The sequence below is a fragment of the Bradyrhizobium sp. AZCC 1721 genome (assembly GCF_036924715.1).
Taxonomy (GTDB): Bacteria; Pseudomonadota; Alphaproteobacteria; order Rhizobiales; family Xanthobacteraceae; genus Bradyrhizobium.
Genome location: NZ_JAZHSB010000001.1, coordinates 6,328,262 through 6,354,193 on the forward strand (window position 1 = coordinate 6,328,262; position 25,932 = coordinate 6,354,193).

Here is a 25,932-nt window from a genome sequence, read left to right on the forward strand (position 1 = left end):
GTCAGACGGCCGCCGCCATGAACGTCGCCAGCGCGTCGCGGTCCTCCGGCAGCATGGTGAGGCCAAGCTTCGTGCGCCGCAACAAGACATCGTCCGGAAAGCGCGCCCATTCCCGCTGCATGAGATAGCGGACCTCTGCGCCCGTCAATTCCGGTCCGAAAGCAAGGCCGAGTTCGTCGCGCTCCTTGGCGTCGCCCAGGATCGCCTTGACGTTCGAGCCGTAGGCCGCGACCAGGCGCCGCGCTTGATCCTCGCCGAGAAATCGCCAGCGCTCGCGCACTTCGTCGACTTCGTTGTCGAAGCGGTCCCAGGTAAAATCACCGCCGGGCAGCGGCGCCGTCGCGGTCCAGCGCGGCGACATCGGATAGAACGGCGTCAGCTTCGAGACCGCCTGCTCTGCGCGCAGCCGCGACGTCGTGACGTCGCCGCCGAACACCGTGAGCAGCGGCGCTCTTCCGCGGCCGTGGTCGAGCGTCATCGCCCCGTCGCGTCCGCTCGCGGCGTTCCGCACCATGTTGGCCCCGGAAAGCGTACGCACCACATCGACCGTCTCGATCCGCTCGCGGAAATAGCGGTTCGCCGCATCGCAGAGATAGGCGACGTCACCGGCCGCCATCGCAACGATGGCTGGATCGCCCTTGAAAGCATGGTTGACGGTGCCGATCAGGGTAAAATCGCGCTCATAGGGGCTGGCGAAAATCAGTCGTCCATCGCTGTTCTGGAATACATAGATATTGTCGCTGTCGAACAGACGACGGACCACGATCTGGTCCATCTGCTCGGCGGCAACCTTCGGCGGCGGCACGCGCAACACCGTCTCGGCGACGGACGACGTCCAGGCGCCGCTGGCGTTGACGATCGCCCTTGCCGTGATCACCTTGCGAAAACCGCGATCGATCGTCACCAGCCGCCATTCCCTGCCCCGTTCGGCCCGGGTGCAGCGCGCGCCGGTGCGAATCACCGCGCCGCGCGCCGCGGCATCGACGGCCGTGAGCACCACCAGCCGGGAGTCGTCCACGACACAGTCGGAATACTCGAAGGCGGTGCCGAACGGGCGCTTCAGCGCGTTGCCGATCGGATGATGCGTGACGTCGACAGTCGCCGAGGCCGGCAGACCGCTGCGCGAGGCCAGCCGGTCGTACAACAGCAGCCATGAGCGCAACTGCCAGTCCGGGCGTTCATCGGAATGGGCGGGAATCGCAAAGCGCATCGGGCGCACCAGATGCGGCGCGATCCTGAGCCAGATGTCGCGCTCGGCGAGCGCCGTCCGAACCCGCAAGAAATGCCGGCGCTCAAGGCTTGCCAGATCGCCGTGAATCAGCCGAGGCGAGGCCGACGAGGCGCCCGCGGCGAGATCGCCCTGCTCCAGCAGGATGACGCGCAGGCCGCGGCCTGCGGCGTCCCGCGCGATGCTGACGCCGTTCAACCCGCCGCCAATGATCGCGAGATCGTAGTCCGCCATACGCTATGGGTGACTGGAGAGAAGCTGATTTCACTACACTAGGTCATGATGGCCAAAAGTGGATGGCGCTCCTGGAAATGAATCAAGCGCCGCTCAGCCGGTTGCGCCGATCGATGCGAAAAAGCGCTCTGGTCCTTCCAGTTCCACCAGCTTCTTTTTTTCGATCAGCCAGAACCGGTTTCCGACCGTGCGCATGAAGTTGCGATCATGTGAAACCAGCAGGCAGCTTGCCTGATGCTCCAGCAATTCGTCCTCCAGCACTTCCTGCCCCTCGATGTCCAGGTGATTGGTAGGCTCGTCGAGCAGATAGAAGTTTGGCTGGGCAAGCCGCAGCAAGAGCATGCCGAGACGCGCCTTCTGTCCGCCGGAAAGCCGGCAGATCGGACGGCTCTGCATCGCAACCGACAGGCCTGCTCTGGCGAGCAATGCGCGTGCACGCTGATCGCCGACATCGAATCGGCTGACGATCGTGTGCATCGGCGTGTCGGCATCGGCAAGATCGGCAAGATCCTGTCCGCAATAGCCGAGAGCAAGCGACTGCGTAACCTTGATACAGGCCCGCATGGCTTCCGGGTTTTCGATCGCTTGGCGCAGCATCGCCACGAACCGGGTCTTGCCCGCCCCGTTCGGTCCCAGGAGCACGATCCGGTCTCCCTTGCAGATGAACTGCTTGCCGGTCTTGAACAGCAATCTGCCGTCCGGGGCAGAGACGGCGGCATCGTCCAGCGCAATCAGAACCTTGGCATGTGTTCCGCGATTGGCCAGCTTGATCATCCCCGCGGGTCGCTCCAGATGCGCGGGTTTTGCCGCATCTTCCAGCCTCTCCGCCCGCTGCTTTAATTGTTTGGTTTTTTGCAACAGAAGGGCGCTGCCGGAATTGATGCCGATATTGTTGAGCTTTGCGGCGCGTTGGCGAAGCTGCGCGGCCGCCTTTACGTCACGTTGGTAGCGCCGTTTGTCCGATGCATCGATCTCGCTAAGCGCGACGCGAGCCCGCGTGTAGGGCAGGGAAAATATTTGCGACTGCTCGGGTCGCAAGAATACCGTGCGGTTCGTGGTTGCGTCGAGAAAGGCCCTGTCATGGCTCGAAATGACGACCGGCATATCGCGCGGCAGCGCGTTCAGCCAATCTTCAAGCTGACGGATCCGGGCGAGGTCCAGATGGTTGGTTGGCTCGTCGAGCAACAACACGTCGGCCTCGGTCACCGCGACGCGGGCAAGCAAGGCAAGCCGCTGCCAACCGCCACTCAGTTGCTTCAGCGGCCTCTGCCACAGCGCCTCGGGCACCTCCAGCGATTCCAGAGCAATTTCGACTCTCCAGCTCTCGCTTTGCCGTCGTTCGACGGGTAGCGCCTCGAGCACCGCCGCCTCAAACGGCGTATCCATCAGCACCGACGGCACGTCCTGCTCGACATAGCCGATGGTCAGCCCCCGCGATCTGGTGATCTTGCCTTCTCCTGGCTCCATTATGCCTGCAATGCAGCGCAGCAACGTGGATTTGCCGCGCCCATTCGCCGCGACGAGCCCGATACGGTCACCGGCATTGACGAGGAGGTTCAGCCGAGAAAACAGCGGAGCATTCAGCGTCACGCCGAGATTGCGGATAGTGATAAGGGTCATGATCGTTTTCTGGTCTTGCCGGCGACCACGGCATCCGGGCATGCAGCCATCAGCGGATGTCCGCGTCGAAGCGCGGCGCGTTACTGAAATGCGGGCGTGAACGAGCAACCGTTCGACGCCGCAATTGCAACGAGGGCAGACCAGGAAGAGATTTGCGAAAGGTCTCTGGTCAGCCCTGCAAACGCATTTGCAGGGCGTTGACGGGGCCACGCTGGCGATAGTGCCGGAAAAATGTCGTCACCGCGCAGCCCTCCTTTCTCGATCAGATAGGCCGTCAAAGTAGCCGGGCCTGCAAAGGAAGGCAAGCAAAGGCATGGTCGAGCTCAAATCCGAGAAGCCCGAAAGGTTACGCGCTCAATGGCATCATTGGGTCGTGAGACATCGGTGACGCGGTTTGGCGAAATCAGGCGCTGGCGAGCTTGCGCGCAGCCTCGATGGCATTTGCGACGCTGCGGCCGACCAGCGTGGCGTAGTGCCCGATAGGTTGGGGCTTGCCGAGGAAATAGCCCTGCACCGCGTCGCAGCCCTCGTCGGCGAGGAAGCCGAGCTGTTCCTGGGTCTCCACGCCTTCGGCAACAATCGACATTTCGAGGCCGTGGCCGAGATCGATGACGGCGCGCACGATCGCCGCCGATTGCGGATTGCGCCCGAGATTCATGACGAAGGCGCGGTCGATCTTGATCTTGTCGAACGGGAAGGCCTGCAGATAGCTCAGCGAGGAATAGCCGGAACCGAAATCGTCCATCGAGATGCGCACGCCGAGCGCCTTCAGCCGCCGTAGCAGTGCCAGACCGCGGTCAAAATCCTCGATCAGCACGCCTTCGGTGATTTCGAGCTCGAGCCGGTCGGGCGCGAGGCCAGTCTCGAGCAGGATCGAATGCACCAGGCTGACCAAATCGCCGTGCATGAATTGCGCCGGCGACAGGTTGACGGCGATCTGCATCGGCACCGGCCAGGAGGCAGCCTCCCGGCAGGCTTCACGCAGGATCCAGACGCCCATTTCGACGATCAGGCCGCTTTCTTCGGCAAGTGGAATGAAATCGCCGGGCGACACGAAGCCGCGCACCGGATGTATCCAGCGCGCCAACGCCTCGAAGCCGATGACCTTGCTGTTAGCGATCGTCGGGCCCGCCGCGGCCTGCGGCTGGTAGTACAGCGACAATTCGCCGTTCCTGATCGCCATCGAAAGATCCTGGTGCAGCACGCGGCGATCGCGAATCTGCTGGTCCATCTCGGGCTCGAAAACATTGATCGAGCCGCGCGACTTCTGCTTGGCGCGGAACAACGCCGCGCCGGCATTGGCCAGCAACGAAGCGGCATCCGGACCGTTATGCGGAAAAACCGAGATGCCGGTCGTCATACCAGTCCGCACCGATTTGCCGTCGATCACGAACTCGTCTGACAGCGCCTGCGCGAGTTTTTCGGCAAGCGCCTTGCCCGCCTCCGGCTGCTTGCCGTCGATGATCAGGCCGAACTCGTCGCCGGAGAGGCGGGCCACCACGCCGCCGCGGGCACAAGCCTGGATGCGGCCGGCAACCTCGATCAACAGCTTGTCGCCGGTGGCGTGGCCGAATACGTCGTTGATTTCCTTCAGGCCGTCGAGGTCGACGCACAACACCGCGAATTCCTCGTCCGTGCCGGCACAGGCCTCGATCATCTGGGCCAGCGCCTGCAGGAAAGCGGCGCGGTTCGGCAGATCCGTCAGGCCGTCATGGTAGGCCATGTGCGCCATCCGCGACTCGGTCTGGCGGCGATCGGTGACGTCCTCATGGGTCTTGATCAGATATTGCGGCTCGCCGGCCTCGTCGAGCACCGTCATGCGGCGGGTCAGGAACAGCCGCAAGCCATCCTTGGTCGAGATCGGGTGCTCTTCGGTGAGCAGGCCACGCTTCTTGATCGCGGCCTCGTCGCGGGCGATGATCAATTTGGCTTCGCGCGGATTGAAGATGTCGGCGGCGGTCAGGCCGGTAGCATCCTCACGGCGGCGATTGAGAATGGTCTCGGCGCTGCGGTTGGCGAGCAAATACCGGCCGTCGCTGACACGCTCGACGATCAGCGACACCGGGATGTTGTCGACCACCAGTTCGAGGAATTTCTTGGTGTTTTCGAGTTCGCGCGACAGCGACCGGCGGTCGGTGACGTCGTCGAACAGCGTAATCAGGAATTCCGGCTTGTTGTTCTCGTTGCGCGCGACGACGCGGTTTGCGGAGACAACGCGCTTTTCGTCACCCCGTTCGACGACGTATTCGCTGCGGTGATAGCCTTCCGGCGCGGTCAGCGCCGCCTGGTCCGCCGCTTCGATGCTTTTCGCGGTTTCGGGCCGGGAGATCTCGTCGGCGCGCCTGCCGATGATGTGATCGCGGGAGAAACGCGAGAATCGCTCGAACGCTCGGTTGGCGAAGATATAGCGGCCGTCCTCGATGTTCTTGGCGGCGACGCAGACCGGAACGTTGTCGAGCACCGATTCCAGAAACTTGGTGGTCGATGCCAGCTTGCGCGACAATTGGCGCTGCTCGGTGCAATCCTCATGCGTTCCGATCGTCCCGCCATTGGGCAGGCGGAAGATCTTCGACAACACCGATCGACCGTTCGGCAGTTCGGTGACGACACCTTCCGGGCGGCGGGCAAGCTTGCCGAACTCTTCGGCGGTGTGATTGAGCAGTCCCCGCTCGCGCCGCAGTTCGAGCAGTTCGCGGCCGGTCATGCTGCTCGAAATCTCGGTGCGGCTCAGCCCGTACATTTCGAGGAAACGCTCGTTGCAGAAGACCACGCGGTTTTGCGCGTTGGTCATCATCACGCCCTGGTTGAGATTGTTGAGCGCCGAACTGATGAACGCGCTGCGCTGCAATTGCGCGCGCTTCGCCCCGCGCAGCGCCGACAAAATCCAGATGCCGATCGCGGCCAGGAAGGAGGTGACGACGATCCCGCCGAGCAGGAACTCCCAGGCCATAGTGGAATCGAATTCCCCGATATGGCTCGCCGGCGCAAAGCCGCTCGAGGATGCGGCCCCCCAAGCCAGCCCGCACGGCGCGGCAATGGCGAGCAGACAGACGAGGACCTGCGCCGGAATCCAATTCTTCCGTCCTGCCTGCCGGTTGCTGTCAGCCATTACCCACCCGAGGTTTGCGGGTGGAGTGTCTGGCTTGACGGGTTTGGATCGGGTAAACGACTACCCGCACAATTCTAAAATATGACCCAAATTACGGCAATTGGCCCGACATGATTAATGCTTCGTTAATGGGACTGCGTTTACTGCGTATTTCGAGGCAAACCAACGGGTTGTTCGACAGCTCCACCGAACCCAACGATGATTGCCGAGCGTGGCAAGCGCCGATTTCGGCGCCAGATTTCCGGGCCTGAAGCTGACATGGACAAGGTCGATTGCGTCGTCATCGGAGCGGGGGTGATCGGGCTCGCGATCGCACGGCGCCTGGCCCAGGCGGGCCGCGAAGTGATCGTGCTCGAGGCCGCCGAGGGTATCGGCACCGTCACCTCCTCGCGCAACAGCGAGGTGATTCATGCGGGCATCTATTACCGTGCCGGCAGCCTGATGGCGCAGATGTGCGTCAGCGGCAAGCGCGCGCTCTACCGGTATTGCAGCGACCACGGCATTCCGCATCGCAATTGCGGCAAGCTGATCGTGGCGACGACGCCGAAGGAAACCGAGAAGCTGCAATCGATCCGCGCGCATGCCGAGGCCAACGGCGTCGACGACATGCAGTTGCTGACGGGCGAAGCGGCGCGCGAACTGGAGCCGGCGTTGAATTGCGATGCGGCGCTGTTGTCGCCATCCACCGGCATCATCGACAGCCACGCCTACATGCTGGCGCTGCGGGGCGATGCGGAAGAAGCCGGCGCGGCTTTCGCATTCCACACCCCGCTGCTGCACGCGCGAACCAACGCCGGTCATATCGAAATCGAAGCCGGCGGCGATGCGCCGATGACCCTTGCGTGCAACCTGCTCGTCAATTCGGCCGGATTGGGCGCGCCCGCGGTGGCGCGCAGCATCGAGGGCATGCCGATCGAAATGATTCCCTGTGCTTATCTCGCCAAGGGCAATTATTTTAGCTGCAGTGCGCGGGCTCCATTTTCGCGCCTGATCTACCCGGTGCCGGAGCCCGGTGGGCTGGGCGTGCACCTCACCCTCGACATGGCCGGACAGGCCCGGTTCGGCCCCGACGTCGAATGGGTCGAGAGCATCGACTATGCGGTGGACCCTGCCCGCGCCGAACGATTCTATCCCGCGATCCGGCGCTATTGGCCGACGCTGCCGGACGGCGCGCTGATGCCAAGCTATTCCGGAATCCGTCCGAAAATCGTGCCGCCGGCCGTCGCCACGCAGGATTTTCTCATCCAAGGTCCTGCCGATCACGGCATCGCCGGACTGATCAACCTGTTCGGCATCGAATCGCCGGGACTGACATCATCGCTTGCGATCGCCGATCACGTCGGCGCGCTGGCGGAGCTGTGACGGAGGCCGAAGTATCACCGACAGGCGGACGAGCGCATCGGCGCCCATCCGGCCGTGTGGGGATTTTCGATACTTTGCTGGACTACTTAGTGGAGGGTTTCGTCGGCGGTTTGCTTCAACCGCTCGATCTGATCCTTGACCATCAACTTGCGGCGCTTCAACTCGACAATTTGCAGGTCGTCTGTGGAAAGGTGCACGAGCGCTTCGTGCAATTCATTCTCGAGAATCTTGTGCTTACGTTCAAGCTCAACAAGATGCGCCTGTAGTGCCATACGAAATCTCCTCGGTGGGTGAAACCTCAGATTCGATCCGGACGTGCGAGTGTACACCAGCCGCCGAATCTGTCGATGGGTATCCAGAATCGGGGCCTCTCATATTTTCGGATTTATCTGTAACCAATCGTGACTATGGAACCCGATCAGCTTGCGGAGCGGCCTCGCAGGGACGATATTCACCGCCAGCTTCCGAAGAATCCGTTCGCAACCTGATCGCGCTTTCAGCTAACGTACGCCATGACCGACGATGATGAGCGCGAGCTTGAAACCGAGCTCGCCAGGCTGCAGCAGGAGCATCGCGATCTCGATGCGGCGATCGATGCGCTGCATCAGTCGCCGGCGCCGGACTTGTTGCGGCTGCAGCGGCTGAAGAAGCGCAAGCTGCAGTTGCGCGACCGCATCGCCTTCATCGAAGACCAGATCACGCCCGACATCATTGCCTGATCGTTGCGCTTGCCGCGCTCCGCTGGTTCGGCGCGCAAAACCGTGCGCCTTTCGGCAAATCCTTTTCCCCGACATCCACACCCACGGCGGCTCGTGGGCTTGGCGGACGGCCAAAAAACAGGCCTTCGGCTGGCGGATGCGGCTTGACTCGACTAGAACAAAAAGAGAACATACCTTCCTGCCAGCCTCGGGAGTCCAGCCATGTCCACCACACCGCCCCTGTCCGACAACAACCGCTACGAGCAGGCCTGCGATCAGGCGATCGCGATGTGCGACGGCAATCTGCGCTCGACTATCAAGGCGCTGATCATGGCGAACGAGTATCTGGAAATCGAACTGGGGGAGCTGCAGGCCGCGATAGCAGCCGGCTGTGTGCCGGCGAAAGCATTTTCGAGCGGAGTGGATACCGGTTCGCGTGAAGAAAACGCGTCAAAACAAAGACCACGTGCGAGTAGCAACGCGGCCTGATCCGGAGCGATCACACTGGAGCGATACAATGGCCGATGTCACCTATTACGTCGCAATGCCATTCCTGCAGGACGATAGCGGCTCGCCGGTGGCGGGCGCCGCGGAAGAATGTCAGAGCCCGACCACCGCGTTGCGGCGCGCCGAGACGATGTCGCGGATGGCCGGCAGCATCGGCGCCGTTGCCTTCAGCCGCAGTGGCGATCCCATGATGGGTGAATTCGGCGATGCGAAACTGCTGCGCAAGTTCGGCAACGTGCCGGACGATCTCAGCGGGCTTTAGCCAGATCGTTGATCGGAATTTGTAGGGTGGGCAAAGCGCAAGCGTGCCCACCAACTTTTCTTCCATGCTCGTCTGTTGGTGGGCACGGCGCGAAGCGCGCCTTTGACTCAGTAGGATTGGCCCACACTACGCCTTCGCCTCATGCCGCCGCAGCGCCTTGCGCACATACATGGCGCTGTCGGCCGCTTCCAGCGCACGACCGGCTTCGGAGTGGGTATCGAGCACTGAGACGCCCGCGGAGGCGCCCGCGGTAATGGTGCGGCCATCGAACACGAAGCTGAGGCGATCGATCGCCTCCTCCAGCGCGGCCGCCTTGGCCCTGGCGTCGGTCTCGCTGAGATTCCACAACAGCAGCGCAAACTCGTCGCCGCCGAGCCGGCCCACCATGTCGGAAGAGCGCACCTGCGCCAGCAGCGCCGCGGCAACGGCCTTGAGCACCTGGTCGCCCGCGGCATGTCCGAAGGCGTCGTTGATCGGCTTCAGCCGATCAACATCGAGCACGACCAGGGCACCGGAGGCGCGATAGCGCTTCATATAGGCGATCGCGCGATTGAGCTCGCGCTCGAAACCGCGCCGGTTCGGGATGCCCAACAGGAAGTCGGTATCGGCGGAGGCCTGAAGTTCCTCGATCTGCGCCTGCGTCCGGGCCAGTTCGGCCTTGAGACGGCGAATCGTTGCCTTGGTGCCGTTGGATACCGCTGGCGGCCGGGACGCCTGGCCGGACGCCCGCCTTGGAGCGATTTCTCGCCCGGAAGCCGCGCTTTTAAGGCGTTTTCCGGCCCTGGAGGCGGTCGCCCTGGTTTTCTTCTTCATGGCCTTCCCTGTGCAGGCACGCTTATGAAGGCTTGCCGGGATTCACCAAGACAGGATAGTCCATTCCTGATCCCTTGCCACGCCTTGGATGAGCCCCGGGCCGACCCTATAATCGGCCTATGTTTCTGGATTCCCGAACAGAATTGACGAGATGACCGCACCGATCGCCATCATTATGGGCAGCCAGTCCGACTGGGAGACCATGCGCCACGCCGCCGAGACGTTGGCGGCGCTCGGGATCGATTGCGAAAAGCGCATCGTCTCGGCCCATCGGACCCCGGACCGGCTGTTCGCCTTCGCCAAGGGCGCCAAGGCTCTGGGTTTCAAGGTCATCATTGCCGGCGCCGGTGGCGCGGCGCACCTGCCCGGCATGGCGGCGGCGCTGACGGAACTCCCCGTGTTCGGCGTTCCCGTCGAATCCAAGGCGCTGTTGGGGATCGATTCGCTGTACTCGATCGTGCAGATGCCGGCCGGCGTTCCCGTCGGCACGCTGGCGATCGGCAAGGCCGGCGCCATCAACGCAGCCCTGCTTGCGGCAAGCGTGCTCGCGCTGAATGACCCGGCGCTGGCGACGCGATTGGCCGCCTGGCGCAAGCAGCAGACGGATGCGGTCAAGGAGCGCCCGGAGGGTTCGGCGTGACGGTTTCAGACAAGGTGAAGCTGAAGCCGGGCGACACCATCGGAATTCTCGGCGGCGGACAATTGGGCCGGATGCTGGCCATGGCGGCGGCGCGCCTCGGCCTCAAATGCCAGGTGTTTTCGCCGGACCCGGATTCGCCCGCCTTCGACGTGGTGCTGAACGCAACCTGCGCCGAATATGCCGACGTCGAGGCGCTCGAATTGTTCGCCAATGATGTCGACGTCATCACTTATGAATTCGAGAACGTGCCGGCCGCCACCGCCATGGTGCTGGCTGCGCGCCGTCCGGTGTTGCCGGCGCAGAAAATCCTCGAAACCACGCAGGACCGGCTGATCGAGAAGGATTTCATCAAGCGGCTCGGCATCGATACTGCCGACTATGCCGACGTGTCGTCGGCGGAAACCCTGCAGAGCGCCATTGCCCGCATCGGCCTTCCCGCCGTGATCAAGACCCGCCGCTTCGGCTATGACGGCAAGGGCCAGGCGATTATTCGCGAGGGCGACGACCCCATCCGTATTTGGGAAGAACTCGGCACCAAATCCGCGATCCTCGAAGCCTTCATTCCCTTCGAGCGCGAGATCTCCGTGATCGCCGCGCGATCGGCGGATGGCCATGTTGAATGCTACGACGTCACCGAAAACGAGCATCGCGATCACATCCTGAAATTCTCGCGCGTGCCGGCCGCGATATCGGATGAGTTGGCCGCACAGGCGCGAGCCGTTGCCGAGAAGATCGCTCATGCGCTCGACTATGTCGGCGTGCTCGGGGTCGAGCTGTTCGTCGTTGCCGGAAACGGCGGACCGCACGTGTTGGTCAACGAGATCGCGCCGCGGGTGCATAATTCCGGGCACTGGACGCTGGACGGCGCCTCGATCTCCCAGTTCGAGCAGCACATTCGGGCGATTGCCGGCTGGCCGCTCGGCAAGCCGGTTCGTCACGGCCAGGTCACCATGACCAACCTGATCGGCGACGATATCCTCGACTGTGAGCAATGGCTGACGGTTCCCGGCGCCACGGTTCATCTTTACGGCAAGGGCACACCGCGGCCGGGCCGCAAGATGGGCCATGTCACTGAGGTGGCTCCGGCAAGCAAGAAGTAGTTCGCCCGTCGGGCGCGTTTGCAGATCAGGCGGTCTTCAAGCCTTCCACGACGCCGGCCGGCTCCTCGCTGAGCCAGCGATAGATCGCGCCGCCGAGCGCACCGCCGATCAAGGGCGCAACCCAGAACAGCCAAAGCTGCGCCAGTGCCCAGCCGCCGACGAACAGCGCGGGCCCGGTGCTGCGCGCGGGATTTACCGACGTGTTGGTGACGGGGATACTCACGAGATGGATCATCACCAGCGCCAATCCGATGGCGAGCGGCGCAAAGCCCGCAGGCGCCTTGCCGTGGGTGGCGCCCATGATGATGAACAGGAACGTCATGGTCATCACCACTTCGGTGATGAAGCAGGCCACCATGCTGTACTGACCGGGCGAATGCGCGTCATAGCCATTGGAGGCAAAGCCCTTGGCCAGATCGAAGCCGGGCGCGCCGCTTGCGATCACATAGAGCAATGCCGCAGCAGCAACAGCACCGATCACCTGCGCGATCACGTAAGGAACGATCTGCTGCGCCGGAAACCGTCCGCCGGCCGCGAGGCCGATCGTGACGGCGGGATTGAGATGACAGCCGGAGATGTGGCCGATCGCATAGGCCATGGTCACGACGCTCAGGCCGAATGCCAGGGACACACCGACCAGGCCTATACCGACCTCCGGAAAACCGGCGGCGATGACCGCGCTGCCGCATCCCGCAAAAGTGAGCCAAAACGTGCCGATCGCTTCAGCGGTATATTTTTTGGTATTCATACTCGCCTCCCGCATGTTTTTGCGCTGCTGGATGTTAGGGAGGGGCCCGTGAAGGGCTCGTTATTTGAGGAAACGGGCCCGTATCAGCCGATTTTTCGCAGCTTTCCGGGGCCGGAAACCGCCTTCTCAGGTGGACATCTGCGGTTTTGTCTGCTACATGCCCGCGCTCAGGGTTGAGGACCAGGCCTTTCGCCGGCCCTTCGCTTTACCAGAATTCCTATCCGATCAATTGAAAGAGGATGCCGCGTGCAGGTTCTCGTCCGCGATAACAATGTCGATCAAGCCCTCAAGGCGCTGAAGAAGAAGATGCAGCGCGAGGGTATCTTCCGCGAGATGAAGCTCCGCGGCCATTACGAAAAGCCGTCCGAGAAGAAGGCCCGTGAAAAGGCCGAAGCCGTGCGCCGCGCGCGCAAGCTGGCCCGCAAGAAGCTGCAGCGTGAAGGCTTGCTGCCGATGAAGCCCAAGCCGGTGTTCGGCGCCGGTCCCGGTGGCGACCGTGGCGGCGCCGGCGGCCGTGGCCCGGGCGCAGGTCCGCGCGGACCGCGCTAAGCAGTTCGCTAGGTTTGAATGAAAAACGCGGGCCCTTGGGTCCGCGTTTTGTTTTTCGCGCTTCTGTTCCACAGAATTCGGGCGCGCCGGAAAATCGGCGCTCTCGCGCGCGGCCTGCTCGATAACACGCATCGCCGTCGACGCCGTTGCGGCCATTTTGACCGATGCATTTTGCGAGCCATCGGGTTACCTATGCCATGTTCGACGCGCGAGAATTCCGCCGCATGGCCCTTACCGATTGCAACACACTTCCCTGCGCTTCGCGCTTCACGGCCGCATCCATCGTGCTGCTCGCGATCGTTCTCGGCCTGCCCCTCGGCGGTTGTTCGTTCGACCTGGGATCGTGGGGATCGGACAAGGAAAAGCCACAGGCCGTCGAGCAGAAGCCGACCGGCACGATCAGCGGACAAAGCGTCAGCGATGCCCAGGGCCACGCAACGCGCGGCCAGACGCTCGCCAAATCCGGCAAGGCCGAGGAAGCGCTCGCGGAATTCGAGCGCGCGCTCGCACTCGATCCCTACAACGTGCAGGCGCTGTACGGCCGCGGCCTGATCTATCAAGCCGACAAGCAGCATGAGCAGGCGATCGCCGATTTCACAGCGGCCAATGGCCTGACGCCGCAACGGGTCGAGCCGCTGCTGGCGCGGGCGAGCAGCTACCTTGCCCTCGACAAGGCAAAGGAAGCCGCTTCCGATCTGGACGAAGCGGTGCAGGCCGATCCCAACAGCGCGCCAGCTTGGTCGGCACGTGGCGTCACCTATGAGCGCCTGGGCGAAAAGGCCAAGGCGTTCACATCCTACGGCCGCGCGCTCGCGCTCCGCCCCAAGGACGAAGCCGCACGAAACGGGCTCGCCCGTACGGGCGGTTAGCGGCTTTCTGTCGAAGACCGCAGACTATTTCTCGGGAGCACCGCGTGGAAGATCGACTTCGCAGTCGACAGCGCGTCCTCGGCAGCCGCCGTGGCGCGTTCGCGGACGGAAGGCTCCGCAACTTCGGCACGCAGATCGAGCGGGCGCGAGACCGGAATTTCGGCGGGCGGGACTGGGCGGTTCGGGTCCGTGGCCTCAGCATAAGGCGGCCGTGCCTGCGGCGAAACCTGACCAATGGGTTCGCCAGCGGGTGAGCCCGAGACCATGACCGGCGGCGGCAGCGGACGAAGCGTGGGCGCATTCACGGCAGCCGGCGCACTTGCGACCCTGGGTGCTTCGGAAGCACGGGGTGCTTCGGAAGCACGGGGTGCTTCGGGAGCACGGGCCGTCTCGGGGGCGCGCGGAGACGTTTCGCCGTTGGCGCGCAGGCGTTCGATCGCGGCGCGCGCCAGATCGTTGGCGTCGCGCCGTTCATCCGGAGTAACCGCAGTCTCGACCGGGGCGGCCGGCGCAGCCGCCACAACCGGAGTGGCCTGGGACGCCACCGGCTGCACGGGCGACGGCAGCACGACCCTGATCTTTTCCTTTTCGCGCGGCGCCGCTGCATGACGGCGCTGATCGGCCGGATTGCTGGTGGCGTCGGCCGGGTTCTCGGCCGATTTCACGTCGGACTTAGGATCGGAAGGCTTGGAATCGGAGGATTTGGAATCGGAGGATTTAGCATCGGCTTTGGCGTCAGCCTTCGCTTCGGACTTTTCTTCGGCTTTCGCTTGGGCCTTTTCAGCCACCGCCGGTCGTTCGGCAGCGGTCTTCTCCATGATGGCCTTCTCGGAGATACCCCTCGCCTTGACGCCTGCGGCCGGAAGATTGCTGACGCTGGCCGTGGTCTCAGACGTCTTCGCATCGGACGTCTTCGCATCGGAGGTCTTGGCACCGGATTTGGCTTCAGCCTTGCCGGGATTGGCGGCCGACGCCGCCGCCGCGGGAGCGTCCGCGCTGGGCTTGGTCACGATGTAGTGGTTGACGATGTACGCCCCGATGACCGTCGCGGCCACCGAGGGGAAGATGTCCACCGCAAATTTCTTCACGTAATTCAGCATTCCGGCCACTCCCCGCGGCCCTTTAATTGCTGGAACTTTGAGGCACATTGAGGGATCAACTGCGACGGATCGGTGGCAATTCAGCAGTTCTCGTGCAGGTCGGACGACACCGGCTTGGGTCGGCTAAAGTTACCTAGCTGGTCCGGGTCACAGGGCGAGGCCCGGAAACAGCCTAGAACCCGCGGCTAGGTGGTCAGGGCTTCAGCTCGACCTCCAGGAACACAATCTCGCTTGCGGTCTCGTTCAGCACGTCGTGCTGGACCCCAGCTTTCCGGAAATAGGATTTGCCGGAGGCGAGCTGCGCCTTGGTGCGTTCGCCGTTGGGCGCCACGATCGTCATCTCGCCCGACGTCACCGGCACTATCACGTAATCCATTTCATGGGTGTGGTGGCCGGTGGCACTGCCCGGAGCCAGCCGCCATTCGGTGACGCGGACTTCTGATGTGTCGACCTGAACGTCGGATTTGGCGGCAAGCATTTCACTCTTCTCCGATTACGGCACGAACACCATAAACACGAACACGGCAAACACTACCATGTGCACCAGCCCGAACAGGATGTTGGTACGGCCGGTGCCGAAGGTGAGCATGCTCAGGAAGAACGTGAGCAGCAGCAACACCATGCCCTGACCATTGAGCCCGAGCACGAGTTCCTTGTCGAGCGCGTAGGTGGCCACGCCGACCGCGGGAATAGTCAGCCCGATGGTTGCCAGCGACGATCCGAGCGCGAGATTGATACTCTTCTGCAGATCATTGTTGCGCGCCGCTGCAATAGCGGTGACCCCCTCCGGAAGCAGGATGAGGACCGCGACCAGAACGCCCGCGAACGCCGGCGGGGCACCGATCATCGCGGTTACGACGTCGACCACGAGCGAAAATTTCTTCGCCAGAAGCACCACGGCAAGCAGGGAGATAAGCAGCAGCGCGACGCTGAGCGCCAGCATCCGGTTCGACAGGGATGATGCTTCGGTGGCAGCACCGTCGCCTCCCTTGATGAAATAATCACTATGCCGGATCGTCTGGGTATAAAGGAACACGCCGTAGAGCATGAGCGTGACCAGGTCCACAAAGCCAAGCTGCGCCGACGAATAGATCGGCCCGGGCGCCGTCAGCGTATAATTGGGCATGATCAGCGTAATGGTCGCCAGCACGAACAGCACGCTGAGATAAAGGTTGGCGCCCGAGACCTGAAAATCCTGCTCGCGGTAGCGCAAGCCGCCAATGAAGATGCAGAGGCCGACCAAGCCGTTGCACACGATCATCACCACCGCAAACACGGTGTCGCGCGCCAGCGCCGGCTACGGCTTTTCGCCGAGCATGATGGTGGCGATCAGCGCGACCTCGATGATGGTGACGGCGAGCGTCAACAGCAGCGTGCCATAGGGTTCGCCGATCCGCTCGGCAATCACCTCGGCATGGTGCACCGCTGCGAATACGGTGCCGAACAGGATCGCCAGCAGCAACACCGCAAACACGACCCCGCCGGCCGATGGTGTAAAGTCGATATCGAGGCCGGTAGCCACGGCAAAGAGCAGCACCGCCAGCACGGGGAATATCCAGGCTGATCGCGGCATCGGTTCATGTGCGCTCATGCGGTCAAGTTCCCAACCGGTTCGTGGACGGAAGGTACGCCCGTCCATGCTGCGACCATCCCTGCGCAAGGTTGATAAAATTCCGCGCGATTTCAATCGCGCCGAAATTGTCCAGATCGTTGTGACCTCCCCGGGCAAGGCGGACAAACCGTTTCGGCTCGTTCGCCAGCGCGAACAGCCGTTCGCCAAAGGTAACGGGTATCGTGGGATCGAGCGCGCCATGCATCATGAGCAGCGGAACCCTGATCCGGGCGATGTGCCGGTCGGAGTGAAACCGATCGCGCATAAATAGCCGCACCGGCGCGAACCAGAACGCGGACGCGGCGACGTCCACAATGGAAGTATAGGACGCTTCCAGGATCAGCTTTCCGACGGGCTGCTCGCCCGCCAGCGCAACTGCGACGCCGGTGCCAAGCGAGAATCCCCACGCAACGATTCTGTCCGCGCTGTATCGCGCTGCCGTGAAAGCATAGGCCGCCGCGGCATCCTGCAGCAATCCCTGCTCGCTCGGCTGCCCGCTCGAGCCGGCATAGCCCCGATAGGAGAGCGCGACGATTCCTATCCCGTCGGCGACCAGGCCGCGAAAACGGCCGAAGAAGCCGGCGAGATAATCGCCATTGCCGTGGAAGTAGAGGACGACCGGACGCCCCGGCTTGGCCGGAACATGCCAGACGATGACCTTCTCACCGTCGGCCGTGGTCAGGACATGTTCTTCTGCTTCGGGAAAGCCCGCCGCTTGCGGCGGCGTGCGCACGCTTGTCGGAGCAGGAAACAGCATGGCGCGCTGCGCGAAGAACAGCGCGAGCAGACCACAGATATAACCCGCCGAAGCGATGATGAGCAGCCATTTCAAGGTGGTCATGACTCTGCGATGCTTACAGGCAACATTGCCTATCGGCCAGTGTGATCTCCCAGGCTATTACAACACGCTCGCTAGCACGACTTCACGGATCACCCAGATCGGCGGCATCCACTGATTCCCGTCATTGTAGTTACCAGCCGTAGTAGCTACCGAAATGTCGAGTTCAGAAAACACGAATAGTCTCTGACCTCCGTAACCGAATGCCCCAATCCAGTGAGCGATCGGGCGGTTCGGCGGTTTACCGTACTGGAGATCGCCAATGTACCAGAAATCGCCATAGCGACGCGCTTCATCGACAGCGACATAACTCTTGAATGATTGCTCGAGCCAACCCGCCGCCACGACCTGACGGCCTTCCCATTCTCCGCGACTAAGAATGAGCTGGCCGACGCGCGCGAGATCGCGCGGCGTCATGCGCAGGCCCGAAGAGGGCGCGGGCTCGCCGTTGAAACCTTTGGTCCATTCGATCCGTCCAACGCCGATCGGGTCGAACAACGCGGTCCGGGCAAAATCGGGCAGCGATTCCAGCGAGTGCCGGGCTCGGCCATGAACGGTCGACTGAAGATATAGCGATAACGATCTGGCGAGGCTTCCATCAGTACCTCGCTGTTGTTCGGGTCTTCGTAGGGAATGTCCTCATTCCAATCCAATCCGAGCGCCATCGTCAGGGCATGCGCCACTGTCATGCGCCCATGCCGCGGGTCGGTAGCGAGATCCGCGCATTCGGGGAACGACGCCAATATCGGCTGATCGAGAGTCGGGACCTTTCCGGCCGCTAGTGCTACGCCGTAGAGCAGGCCGAGAACGCTCTTGGTGACGGAGCGCAGGTCGTGCAGCGTGTCCGGCCCGAACGCGACGCGGCCGATGGAGCGACCCCAGTTTTCGTCTTCGCCGTCGAAATAGCGCTCGAACACCAGCTTGCCGCGACGCGCGACAACAACACTATGCAAGCCCCAAATGCGCCGGTCGGCAATCAGTCCATCGAGGCGCGATTCGATATCGGGAGCAAAGCCTGTTTCAGTTCGCGGTACTTTGCGCCACTCGAATGCCACTGCCGAGAGCGGACAGATGACGGCACTGCCGACCGTCGCCGCGGCGCCAATGATCATCTGACGACGCGCGAACATGGTGCCCCGATCGGTTACATCCCCTTGACGATGTTCTCGGTGACCTTCTTGGCGTCACCGAGCAGCATCATGGTGTTGTCGCGATAGAACAGCGGATTGTCGATGCCGGCATAGCCCGATGCCAGCGAGCGCTTGATGAACATCACGGTGCCGGCCTTCCAGACCTGCAGCACCGGCATGCCGTAGATCGGCGAGGTCTTGTCCTCTTCCGCGGCCGGATTGGTGACGTCGTTGGCGCCGATCACGAAGGCGATGTCGGCCTGGGCGAATTCGGAGTTGATGTCCTCGAGTTCGAACACCTCGTCATAGGGCACGTTGGCTTCGGCGAGCAGCACGTTCATGTGGCCGGGCATGCGGCCTGCGACCGGGTGAATCGCGTACTTCACCTCGACACCTTCCTTCTTCAGCATGTCGGCCATTTCGCGCAGCGCGTGCTGGGCCTGCGCCACCGCCATGCCGTAGCCGGGCACGATGATGACCTTGGAGGCGTTCTTCATGATGAAAGCGGCGTCGTCAGCCGAGCCGAGCTTGGCGGGCTTCTGTTCGCCGGAGCCGCCGCCCGCGGCCGCCGTTTCGCCGCCGAAGCCGCCAAGGATGACCGAGATGAACGAGCGGTTCATCGCGTGGCACATGATGTAGGATAGGATCGCGCCCGAGGAGCCGACCAGCGCGCCGGTGATGATCAACGCGGAATTGCCGAGCGTGAAGCCGATGCCGGCCGCGGCCCACCCCGAATAGGAGTTCAGCATCGAGATCACGACCGGCATGTCGGCGCCGCCGATCGGGATGATCATGAGCACGCCAAGCACCAAGGCGATGATGGTGATAAGCCAGAAGTCGAGCGCGCTGCCTGAGCGGACCAGGCCAAAAATGAAGAACACCAGTGCAAGCGCGAGCGCGATGTTGATGATGTGGCGGCCGGGCAGGATGATCGGCGCGCCGCTCATGCGGGCGGAAAGCTTCAGGAACGCGATCACCGAGCCGGTGAAGGTCAGCGCGCCGATGGCGACGCCGAGCGACATTTCAACCAGGCTGGATGCGTGAATGGCGCCGGGCTTGCCGATATCGAAGGCTTCCGGTGCGTAAAAGGCGCCGGCGGCGACCAGCACCGCGGCCATGCCGACCAGCGAGTGGAAGGCCGCGACCAGTTCCGGCATCGACGTCATCGGCACCCGCCGCGCGATGACAGCGCCGATGCCGCCGCCAATGGCGATGCCGAGCACGACCAGCAGCCAGGCCACGCCGTCCGCCGGCGGATGGCTCGCGAGCGTCGTGCCGATCGCGATCGCCATGCCGATCATGCCGAACAGATTGCCCTGGCGTGACGTTGCGGGGCTGGACAGTCCGCGCAGCGACAGGATGAAGAGCACGCCCGCCACGAGATACAGCAATGCAGCCAGATTGGCGTTCATCTCAGGTCCCCATTGTCTTTGTCACCCGCGAGGTGCACGCCGTCATTTCACTTGGCCTTCTTCTTGTACATCGCCAGCATGCGCTGGGTGACAAGGAAGCCGCCGAAGATATTCACACAGGCAAAGATCAGCGCGACGAAGCCGAAGCCGCGCGCCCAGCCCGAGCCGCTCGAGATCATCGGCACGCCGACCGCGAGCAGCGCACCGACCACGATCACCGAGGAGATCGCATTCGTCACCGACATCAAAGGCGTATGCAGCGCCGGCGTCACCGACCAGACCACGAAAGTAGCCGACGAAGACCGCGAGGACGAAAATCGACAGCCGAAATACGAAGGGGTCGACGACTTGGGCGACATGCTCCATGGCTTCTCTCCTTAGGCTTTCGGCTGGAAGTTCGGATGGATGACGGCGCCATCCTTGGTCAGCGCGGTGGCTTTCACCAGTTCGTCTTCCCAATTGACCGCGAGCGCCTTGTTCGCCTTGTCGACCAGCGTCTCGATGAACGAGAACAGGTTGCGGGCGTAAAGGCTCGAGGCCGATTGCGCCACGCGGCCGGCGACATTGGTGTAGCCGACGATCTTGATGCCATCGAGATCGACGACTTCGCCGGCCTTCGCGCCCTCGACGTTGCCACCGCGCTCGACGGCGAGATCGACCAGCACCGAACCCGGCTTCATCGATTTGACCATCTCGGCGCTGACGAGCCTTGGCGCGGGGCGGCCCGGGATCAGCGCGGTCGTGATCACGATGTCCTGCTTCTTGACGTGCTCGGCGGTGAGCGCGGCCTGCTTTGCCTGATACTCTTTCGACATTTCCTTGGCGTAGCCGCCGGCGGTCTGGGCGTTTTTGAACTCTTCGTCCTCGACCGCGAGGAATTTGGCGCCAAGCGATTCGACCTGCTCTTTGGTGGCCGGACGCACGTCGGTTGCGGTAACGACGGCACCGAGCCGGCGCGCGGTCGCGATTGCCTGCAGGCCGGCAACGCCGACGCCCATCACGAACACCTTCGCCGCCGGCACGGTGCCGGCCGCCGTCATCATCATTGGGAACGCGCGGCCAAAGGACTCGGCCGCCTCGATCACCGCGCGATATCCGGCGAGATTTGCCTGCGAGGACAGTACGTCCATGACTTGTGCGCGGGTAATGCGCGGCATCAGTTCCATCGCAAACGCCGAGACGCCGGCATCTGCGATCGTCTTCAGCGCCGCCTCATTGCCGTAAGGGTCCATGATGGCGATGACCAGCGCGCCGCGCTTGTACTTGGCGAGTTCTGAGGCCTCCGGCCGTTTCACCTTGATGATGATGTCGGCGTCCTTCAACGCGTCCGCGCTGACTGTGGCGCCGACGGCGGTGAATTCGGAATCCGGCAGGCCCGACTTGATGCCCGCACCCGGTTCGATCGCAACTTCAGCGCCCAGCGCCTTGAATTTCTTGATTGTGTCCGGGGAAGCGGCAACCCGCGGTTCGGACGGATCGATTTCCTTGGCAACGGCAATTTTCATGAGGCCTCCCCGGCGCGGCGGGCGCGCGCAAGCAAACTAGCGTCTTTTTCGCTTAGTTGGATACCGGTTTCGCAACCGGCATGCGTGCGAATTTTCTTGCCACCGCCGGGGCCCGGCGGTGCAGGCAGCGACGCGTCAGGTCAGGAAATAGCCCATCAGGGCGACAATGATTACGACGGCGGCGGTGCCGTATTTGACCAACATGATGAACCCTTCATAGGTCTGCTCATGGGCCGCGTAGTCGTTGCCGTCAGCGGTCGTGTAGGCCACTTCGTTATGGTCTGCCATCGGTATCCCCAGTCAAAATCCGCGTTTCTCGCGTGCAATTACCGCAAAGCGTTTGGGAGGGCAACGGCCCCCTGCCTATCGGGTCATTCGGAAGGCCAATTATCCCGGATCCAGCGGGCCAGGCTTTCTTCGCTGACCTCGCCCGCGGCGAGGGAGAGGATGATGGCGGTGGCGTGCGCCGGATCGGGCGCAAAGGGTATATCGTTGACGCGCAAGAAGACCATCATGGCGTGGAACGCGATCCGCTTGTTGCCGTCCACGAACGCGCGATTACGGGCAAGACCGAACGCATAGGCTGCGGCGAGCGCTGCCATATCGGTCTGCCCGTAATTCCATTGGTTCACTGGCCGCAAAATCGCCGACTCAAGAAGACCACGGTCTCGAATGCCTTCCGGTCCACCGAATATCGCCAGTTGCTCGGCATGCATGTCGATGACTTCATCGACATCGAGCCAAATTGGCTCACTCATTTTGCAAGCGCTGCAAACGTATCGCGATATTCGTGCATGACCTTGCGGGCGATTTCCATGGTCCGCGCGTGCTTCGGATTGAAAGGTGAGAGCCGCAGACTGCCATCCGGTTGCTCGACCGGATAGAACTTGTCTCCCTCCTTGAGATTGAGCCGGGCAAGAAGCTCTTTTGGCAGGATCACGCCGACCGAGTTACCGATCTTCCGGATTTGAAGGGCGGTGTCCTCCAGCCTGTATTCGCGAGAGGCTTCTTCCATTCCGCGAGGGGTTTTGCTCATGACACCAGCTCCGTGTTGTACAATATGTATAACACGGCCTTACGGTCCGTTCAACGAATGTTTTACGCTGGGTTCTCCACTCGGTCGCTCGGCCGGAAAGCGAGCCGCCCCTAAGCCACCACGAAATCGAAACGCCCGGCGAGCCAGCCGGCGTTCTTGGCCGTGCGTACCAGCAACTCCTTGCGAAACAGGCCGTCAGTGCGGTTCAGCGCTTCGCCCGGGAAATAGAGCTGAGTGGTCAGCATGCGGCCGCCGCGCGGCTGCACCTTCACGTGGATATGGCGTGTGCGGCCGACATAGGCGCCGGGCACGATGCTGCGCAACCTGTAGCGCCCTTCCGCATCGGAGAACTGGTGACCGCGCAAGCGAAAACCGGAATTGTCATATCGGCCCTTGTCGTCGGCCTGCCAGAAATCCAGCAAGGCTCCGGCGACCGGCTTGCAGGCGCGGGTAAGAACGAAGCCGACCAGCTCGATCGGCTGTCCCGCCATGCCTTCTTCAATCAGCTCGACGCGCTCGGGCGAAGAGGGCTTGAAGAACGGCCCTTCGGTCTGCGCCACTGTTGCGGCGTCGCCGTCATGGCATTCGGGGGTGGGAGCAAGCGGCGCCTGAGCAACGCTACCGTCGATGACAAGCAGCGAACCGGCTGCGAAGACGCCCGCTCCAAGCACCGCGCGCCGTGTTGGGGTGTCGATCATGGGGCACTCCCCTCTTGTCGCCCCTATCATGTAGGGTGACAGCGGCGGAAATTGTATCCGCGCCCATCACAATTCCGTTTCGTGCCCCGGGGCCGAACCTGTCAGCCCATCGCTTCCAGCTCGTCGATCATGCCTGCGATGACCGACAGCCCGCCGTCCCAGAATTTGGGATCCCTGGCATCGAGCCCGAATGGCTTGAGCAGCTCGGAATAATGCTTGGTGCCGCCGGCTGCGAGCATGGCGAGATAGCGCTCGGCAAAACCCTCGGTTGCGTTTTCGTAGACGGCATAAAGCGAGTTCACCAGGCAATCGCCGAACGCATAGGCGTAGACGTAGAACGGCGAATGGATGAAGTGCGGAATGTACATCCAGAAATTTTCGTAGCCCGGACGTATGTCGATGGCCGGCCCGAGGCTTTCACCCTGCACGCTGAGCCAGATCTGGCCGATGCGCTCGGCGGTCAGTTCGCCGTTCTTGCGCTCGGTGTGCACGGCGCGCTCGAACGAATAGAACGCGATCTGCCGCACCACGGTGTTGATCATGTCCTCGACCTTGCCGGCCAGCAGCGCCTGGCGCTGCTTGGCGTTTTTGGTCTGCGACAGGAGCCTCTTGAAGGTCAGCATTTCGCCGAACACGCTTGCCGTCTCCGCAAGCGTCAGCGGCGTCGGCGCCATCAGCGCGCCGTTCTTCGCGGCCAGCACCTGGTGCACGCCATGGCCGAGCTCATGCGCCAGCGTCATCACGTCGCGCGGCTTGCCCTGGTAATTCATCAGCACATAGGGGTGCGCCGAGGGCGTGGTCGGGTGCGAGAACGCGCCTGGCACCTTGCCCGGCCGCACCGGTGCATCGATCCAGCGGTCGGTGAAGAAACGTTCCGCGATATCAGCCATCTCGGCGGAGAAGCCGCGATAGGCCGTCAGCACCATCTTCTGCGCCTCGGGCCAGGCGATCGTGCCGGCCGCCGCGAACGGCAGCGGCGCGTTGCGGTCCCAATGCGCCAGCTTCTTCTTTTTGAACCAGCCGGCTTTCAGATTGTAGTAGCGGTGCGACAGCCGCGGATAGGCCGCACGAACCGAGCCGACCAGCGCATCGACGACCTCGCGTTCGACGCGGTTATTCAGGTGGCGCGAATCCGCAACGTCCTGGAAGCCACGCCAGCGATCGGAAATTTCCTTGTCCTTGGCGAGCGTGTTGGTGACGAGGGCAAAGGTCCGCTCATTATCCTTGAACGTTTTCGCCAGCGCCTGCGCGGCGGCCTTGCGCTTTTCCGGCGCACGGTCCTGCAGCAGATTGAGTGTCGGCTCGATCGCGAGCTCCTTGGTCCCGACCTTGAAGCGCAGGCCGGAGATGGTCTGGTCGAACAGCCGGTTCCAGGCGGCATAGCCGCTCTGGGATTTTTCGTGAAACAACTGCTCGACGCGATCTTCGAGCTGATACGGCTTGTCCTTGCGCAGATCCTCGATCCACGGCCGGTAATGCGCGAGCTCGGGCGTTTGCATCGCGCGCTCGATCGCGGCGTCTTCGATGCGGTTGAGTTCGAGCGCGAAGAACAGCAGATGCAGCGAGGCCGCCGTCAGCCGCTCGGAGACGTCGCCGTAGAACTTGGAAATCACGGGATCGACGCTGTCGCCGGCATGAACGAGGCCTGCATAGGAGCCGAGCCGGCCGGCCAAATCGTCGATCGCCTCGTAGCGCCCGACCGCCTCCGCCAGCCAAAGACCGCCCTCGTCGCGGGCAACGCCTTCCGCCAGCTTGCCTTTGTAGTCCGTTTCAAACGCGACGCAGTCGGTATCCATCTTCTGCAGATCGCGAGCGATTTCAGGCGCGTCGATGCCGGAGTAAAGATCGGCGAGATTCCATTCCGGCAATTTGCCGGTTTTGGGTTTGGCTGCGCTCCCCTTGCTGCCCTTGACGGGCTTACGGGACGTATTGACGGCTCGGGAGGTCGCAGATTTTGCGCTCATGACACTTTCAAAATTGAGAGGTGATCAGGAAATTGGGCGAGATCAGGCGAAAGCCGAAAGCTGCGGTGCCAATTGGACAAGCAGTTCCTCGCTTTCGGCGAGCATCGGCTCGACCCTTTCATTCATCACGCTACGGATCGCGCACCACAACACGATCGCGCGCACCATAAGCCACGACGTGCTCGGGACTGCCGCCCGCGCGTGCAACGCGACGAGATCGAGGTTTCGGTGCTCGAAGAGCAACCGTCCAAAACCATCCTCAAGGATATAACGTCCGCCGATCCGCGACACACACAACTCGCAAGCCTGATCCGGAAGCGGTCCCAGCAGGTAGAACTGGGCATCGCGCTTCTCCGTCATGCCGGTTTCCCATTCGCGTCCGGTGCCCGGCGCAAGCGCTGCGCTCAGAGCCGCGACAATGGTGCTGAGTTCTCGCTCACTCCACTCACCCGCGTCCTGTTTGCGCTCGAACGCAACCACGCTCATGTGCTTTCCGCTCCGAACAGCAGCCGGTGCAATTCCGGCTCGTAGTACCTTAACAGATGCCTAGCGAAGGCGGCCGGTTCAAGACCCAATTCGCCGGCCCAAGCTCCCATAATTTCAGTTGGAACTCGACTGAACCCGTTCTCGACCTGGGAGATGAACGTGTAATATTTCAGGCCGAGGCGAGCAGCGAGATCCGCCTGCGACAATTCGGCATCCGCCCTCCGCTGCTTCAGCCAATCCCCGGCCAGTTTCCGCAACTGCTTGGCGTCCGGCGCGGCCTTGGCCGGCTGACGTTCAGCGGAACCATCTTGATGTTTTACTCGTTTCATGATTACTAAACTATCTGGAATGAATGACCGGGTAGGTAATGTTCCCTACCACAATCTCAGCTCGCGAATAAGAATCCGATGGC

General features: G+C 62.6%; 28 protein-coding genes and 2 pseudogenes. 8 read left to right on the top strand and 22 right to left on the bottom strand.

Translation table 11 applies throughout. From position 1 onward, the window contains the following. Position 1 precedes the first annotated feature (1 nt). The 3 genes from V1273_RS30205 to V1273_RS30215 all read right to left on the bottom strand — a co-directional run bounded on the left by V1273_RS30205 (position 2) and on the right by V1273_RS30215 (position 6,191). Positions 2 to 1,462, bottom strand: a complete 1,461-nt coding sequence (locus tag V1273_RS30205; RefSeq protein WP_334411787.1) for a glycerol-3-phosphate dehydrogenase — start codon at positions 1,460 to 1,462, stop codon at positions 2 to 4. Positions 1,463 to 1,555: 93 nt separating this feature from the next. Next, positions 1,556 to 3,082 (bottom strand): ABC-F family ATP-binding cassette domain-containing protein, encoded by a 1,527-nt coding sequence (locus tag V1273_RS30210; protein WP_334412292.1) that lies wholly within the window; start codon positions 3,080 to 3,082, stop codon positions 1,556 to 1,558. 403 nt (positions 3,083 to 3,485) lie between these two features. Continuing rightward, complete coding sequence (locus V1273_RS30215; RefSeq protein ID WP_334411788.1) at positions 3,486 to 6,191, bottom strand: sensor domain-containing protein; 2,706 nt, start codon at positions 6,189 to 6,191, stop codon at positions 3,486 to 3,488. 258 nt (positions 6,192 to 6,449) lie between these two features. Here V1273_RS30215 and V1273_RS30220 point away from each other — a divergent pair, with 258 nt between their 5' ends. After that, a complete protein-coding gene (locus tag V1273_RS30220) occupies positions 6,450 to 7,553 on the top strand; it encodes an NAD(P)/FAD-dependent oxidoreductase (RefSeq protein ID WP_334365037.1) in 1,104 nt (367 codons plus the stop codon). 86 nt (positions 7,554 to 7,639) lie between these two features. Here the strand turns inward: V1273_RS30220 and V1273_RS30225 are convergent, their stop codons facing one another. Further along, a complete protein-coding gene (locus V1273_RS30225) occupies positions 7,640 to 7,825 on the bottom strand; it encodes a YdcH family protein (RefSeq protein WP_057858669.1) in 186 nt (61 codons plus the stop codon). A 240-nt stretch (positions 7,826 to 8,065) separates the two neighbouring features. Between V1273_RS30225 and V1273_RS30230 the strand changes: the two genes are divergently transcribed. The 3 genes from V1273_RS30230 (at position 8,066) to V1273_RS30240 (ending at position 9,020) form a co-directional block, all read left to right on the top strand. After that, positions 8,066 to 8,272 carry a YdcH family protein gene (locus V1273_RS30230; RefSeq protein WP_028350152.1) on the top strand — a complete coding sequence of 69 codons (207 nt, stop codon included), beginning with the start codon at positions 8,066 to 8,068 and terminating at the stop codon, positions 8,270 to 8,272. Between the two features lie 201 nt (positions 8,273 to 8,473). Next, positions 8,474 to 8,740 carry a hypothetical protein gene (locus V1273_RS30235; protein WP_334411789.1) on the top strand — a complete coding sequence of 89 codons (267 nt, stop codon included), beginning with the start codon at positions 8,474 to 8,476 and terminating at the stop codon, positions 8,738 to 8,740. A gap of 28 nt (positions 8,741 to 8,768) precedes the next feature. After that, positions 8,769 to 9,020 carry a hypothetical protein gene (locus tag V1273_RS30240; protein ID WP_028350150.1) on the top strand — a complete coding sequence of 84 codons (252 nt, stop codon included), beginning with the start codon at positions 8,769 to 8,771 and terminating at the stop codon, positions 9,018 to 9,020. Between the two features lie 126 nt (positions 9,021 to 9,146). Here V1273_RS30240 and V1273_RS30245 read toward each other — a convergent pair whose 3' ends face one another. Then, positions 9,147 to 9,833 (bottom strand): GGDEF domain-containing protein, encoded by a 687-nt coding sequence (locus V1273_RS30245; RefSeq protein ID WP_334380177.1) that lies wholly within the window; start codon positions 9,831 to 9,833, stop codon positions 9,147 to 9,149. Between the two features lie 151 nt (positions 9,834 to 9,984). On the opposite strand from V1273_RS30245, the gene purE reads away from it, so the two are divergent. Further along, complete coding sequence (gene purE / locus V1273_RS30250) at positions 9,985 to 10,473, top strand: 5-(carboxyamino)imidazole ribonucleotide mutase (RefSeq protein WP_334380176.1); 489 nt, start codon at positions 9,985 to 9,987, stop codon at positions 10,471 to 10,473. Next, the gene (locus tag V1273_RS30255) at positions 10,470 to 11,573 is read left to right on the top strand and encodes a 5-(carboxyamino)imidazole ribonucleotide synthase (protein WP_334411790.1); all 1,104 of its coding nucleotides are present in this window, start codon (positions 10,470 to 10,472) and stop codon (positions 11,571 to 11,573) included. The genes purE and V1273_RS30255 overlap by 4 nt, the downstream gene beginning before the upstream one ends. Positions 11,574 to 11,598: 25 nt before the next feature. Here the strand turns inward: V1273_RS30255 and aqpZ are convergent, their stop codons facing one another. Beyond that, on the bottom strand, positions 11,599 to 12,321 hold the full coding sequence (gene aqpZ, locus V1273_RS30260; protein WP_334365043.1) for an aquaporin Z: 723 nt from the start codon (positions 12,319 to 12,321) through the stop codon (positions 11,599 to 11,601). Between the two features lie 246 nt (positions 12,322 to 12,567). Between aqpZ and rpsU the strand changes: the two genes are divergently transcribed. Together rpsU and V1273_RS30270 are read left to right on the top strand one after the other, a co-directional pair. Further along, positions 12,568 to 12,870: a 30S ribosomal protein S21 gene (gene rpsU, locus V1273_RS30265; protein WP_028350145.1), complete on the top strand. Its 303-nt coding sequence runs from the start codon at positions 12,568 to 12,570 to the stop codon at positions 12,868 to 12,870. 224 nt (positions 12,871 to 13,094) lie between these two features. Beyond that, positions 13,095 to 13,739: a tetratricopeptide repeat protein gene (locus tag V1273_RS30270; protein ID WP_334411791.1), complete on the top strand. Its 645-nt coding sequence runs from the start codon at positions 13,095 to 13,097 to the stop codon at positions 13,737 to 13,739. Here V1273_RS30270 and V1273_RS30275 read toward each other — a convergent pair. The 16 genes and pseudogenes from V1273_RS30275 to V1273_RS30350 all read right to left on the bottom strand — a co-directional run bounded on the left by V1273_RS30275 (position 13,736) and on the right by V1273_RS30350 (position 25,849). After that, positions 13,736 to 14,839: a hypothetical protein gene (locus V1273_RS30275; RefSeq protein ID WP_334411792.1), complete on the bottom strand. Its 1,104-nt coding sequence runs from the start codon at positions 14,837 to 14,839 to the stop codon at positions 13,736 to 13,738. The genes V1273_RS30270 and V1273_RS30275 overlap by 4 nt on opposite strands. Positions 14,840 to 15,032: 193 nt before the next feature. Further along, the gene (locus V1273_RS30280) at positions 15,033 to 15,317 is read right to left on the bottom strand and encodes a cupin domain-containing protein (protein WP_057847321.1); all 285 of its coding nucleotides are present in this window, start codon (positions 15,315 to 15,317) and stop codon (positions 15,033 to 15,035) included. 15 nt (positions 15,318 to 15,332) lie between these two features. Then, positions 15,333 to 16,430 (bottom strand): annotated as a pseudogene (locus tag V1273_RS30285) (calcium:proton antiporter). A 4-nt stretch (positions 16,431 to 16,434) separates the two neighbouring features. After that, positions 16,435 to 17,292 (bottom strand): alpha/beta hydrolase, encoded by an 858-nt coding sequence (locus V1273_RS30290; RefSeq protein ID WP_334380171.1) that lies wholly within the window; start codon positions 17,290 to 17,292, stop codon positions 16,435 to 16,437. A gap of 57 nt (positions 17,293 to 17,349) precedes the next feature. Then, the gene (locus V1273_RS30295; protein ID WP_334411793.1) at positions 17,350 to 17,787 is read right to left on the bottom strand and encodes a serine hydrolase; all 438 of its coding nucleotides are present in this window, start codon (positions 17,785 to 17,787) and stop codon (positions 17,350 to 17,352) included. Beyond that, a complete protein-coding gene (locus V1273_RS30300) occupies positions 17,703 to 18,419 on the bottom strand; it encodes a serine hydrolase domain-containing protein (RefSeq protein WP_334380169.1) in 717 nt (238 codons plus the stop codon). Before V1273_RS30300 ends, V1273_RS30295 begins: the two co-directional genes overlap by 85 nt. A gap of 14 nt (positions 18,420 to 18,433) precedes the next feature. Next, positions 18,434 to 19,831 carry an NAD(P)(+) transhydrogenase (Re/Si-specific) subunit beta gene (locus tag V1273_RS30305; RefSeq protein WP_334365051.1) on the bottom strand — a complete coding sequence of 466 codons (1,398 nt, stop codon included), beginning with the start codon at positions 19,829 to 19,831 and terminating at the stop codon, positions 18,434 to 18,436. A 47-nt stretch (positions 19,832 to 19,878) separates the two neighbouring features. Beyond that, positions 19,879 to 20,197, bottom strand: a pseudogene (locus V1273_RS30310) (proton-translocating transhydrogenase family protein). Positions 20,198 to 20,208: 11 nt separating this feature from the next. Continuing rightward, on the bottom strand, positions 20,209 to 21,336 hold the full coding sequence (locus V1273_RS30315) for a Re/Si-specific NAD(P)(+) transhydrogenase subunit alpha (RefSeq protein WP_057847316.1): 1,128 nt from the start codon (positions 21,334 to 21,336) through the stop codon (positions 20,209 to 20,211). 135 nt (positions 21,337 to 21,471) lie between these two features. Then, positions 21,472 to 21,624, bottom strand: coding sequence for an aa3-type cytochrome c oxidase subunit IV (locus tag V1273_RS30320; protein WP_171709814.1), 153 nt, complete (start codon positions 21,622 to 21,624; stop codon positions 21,472 to 21,474). Positions 21,625 to 21,707: 83 nt separating this feature from the next. Continuing rightward, positions 21,708 to 22,094 carry a type II toxin-antitoxin system death-on-curing family toxin gene (locus V1273_RS30325; protein WP_334380168.1) on the bottom strand — a complete coding sequence of 129 codons (387 nt, stop codon included), beginning with the start codon at positions 22,092 to 22,094 and terminating at the stop codon, positions 21,708 to 21,710. Next, positions 22,091 to 22,351 carry an AbrB/MazE/SpoVT family DNA-binding domain-containing protein gene (locus V1273_RS30330; protein ID WP_334369030.1) on the bottom strand — a complete coding sequence of 87 codons (261 nt, stop codon included), beginning with the start codon at positions 22,349 to 22,351 and terminating at the stop codon, positions 22,091 to 22,093. The genes V1273_RS30325 and V1273_RS30330 overlap by 4 nt, the downstream gene beginning before the upstream one ends. 131 nt (positions 22,352 to 22,482) lie before the next feature. Then, on the bottom strand, positions 22,483 to 23,070 hold the full coding sequence (locus V1273_RS30335; RefSeq protein WP_334380167.1) for a dioxygenase family protein: 588 nt from the start codon (positions 23,068 to 23,070) through the stop codon (positions 22,483 to 22,485). A gap of 101 nt (positions 23,071 to 23,171) precedes the next feature. Next, a complete protein-coding gene (locus V1273_RS30340; protein ID WP_334380166.1) occupies positions 23,172 to 25,034 on the bottom strand; it encodes a M3 family oligoendopeptidase in 1,863 nt (620 codons plus the stop codon). 42 nt (positions 25,035 to 25,076) lie between these two features. Beyond that, the gene (locus tag V1273_RS30345) at positions 25,077 to 25,520 is read right to left on the bottom strand and encodes a hypothetical protein (protein ID WP_334380165.1); all 444 of its coding nucleotides are present in this window, start codon (positions 25,518 to 25,520) and stop codon (positions 25,077 to 25,079) included. Beyond that, positions 25,517 to 25,849 carry a helix-turn-helix domain-containing protein gene (locus V1273_RS30350; RefSeq protein WP_334365056.1) on the bottom strand — a complete coding sequence of 111 codons (333 nt, stop codon included), beginning with the start codon at positions 25,847 to 25,849 and terminating at the stop codon, positions 25,517 to 25,519. The genes V1273_RS30345 and V1273_RS30350 overlap by 4 nt, the downstream gene beginning before the upstream one ends. Positions 25,850 to 25,932: the final 83 nt, after the last annotated feature.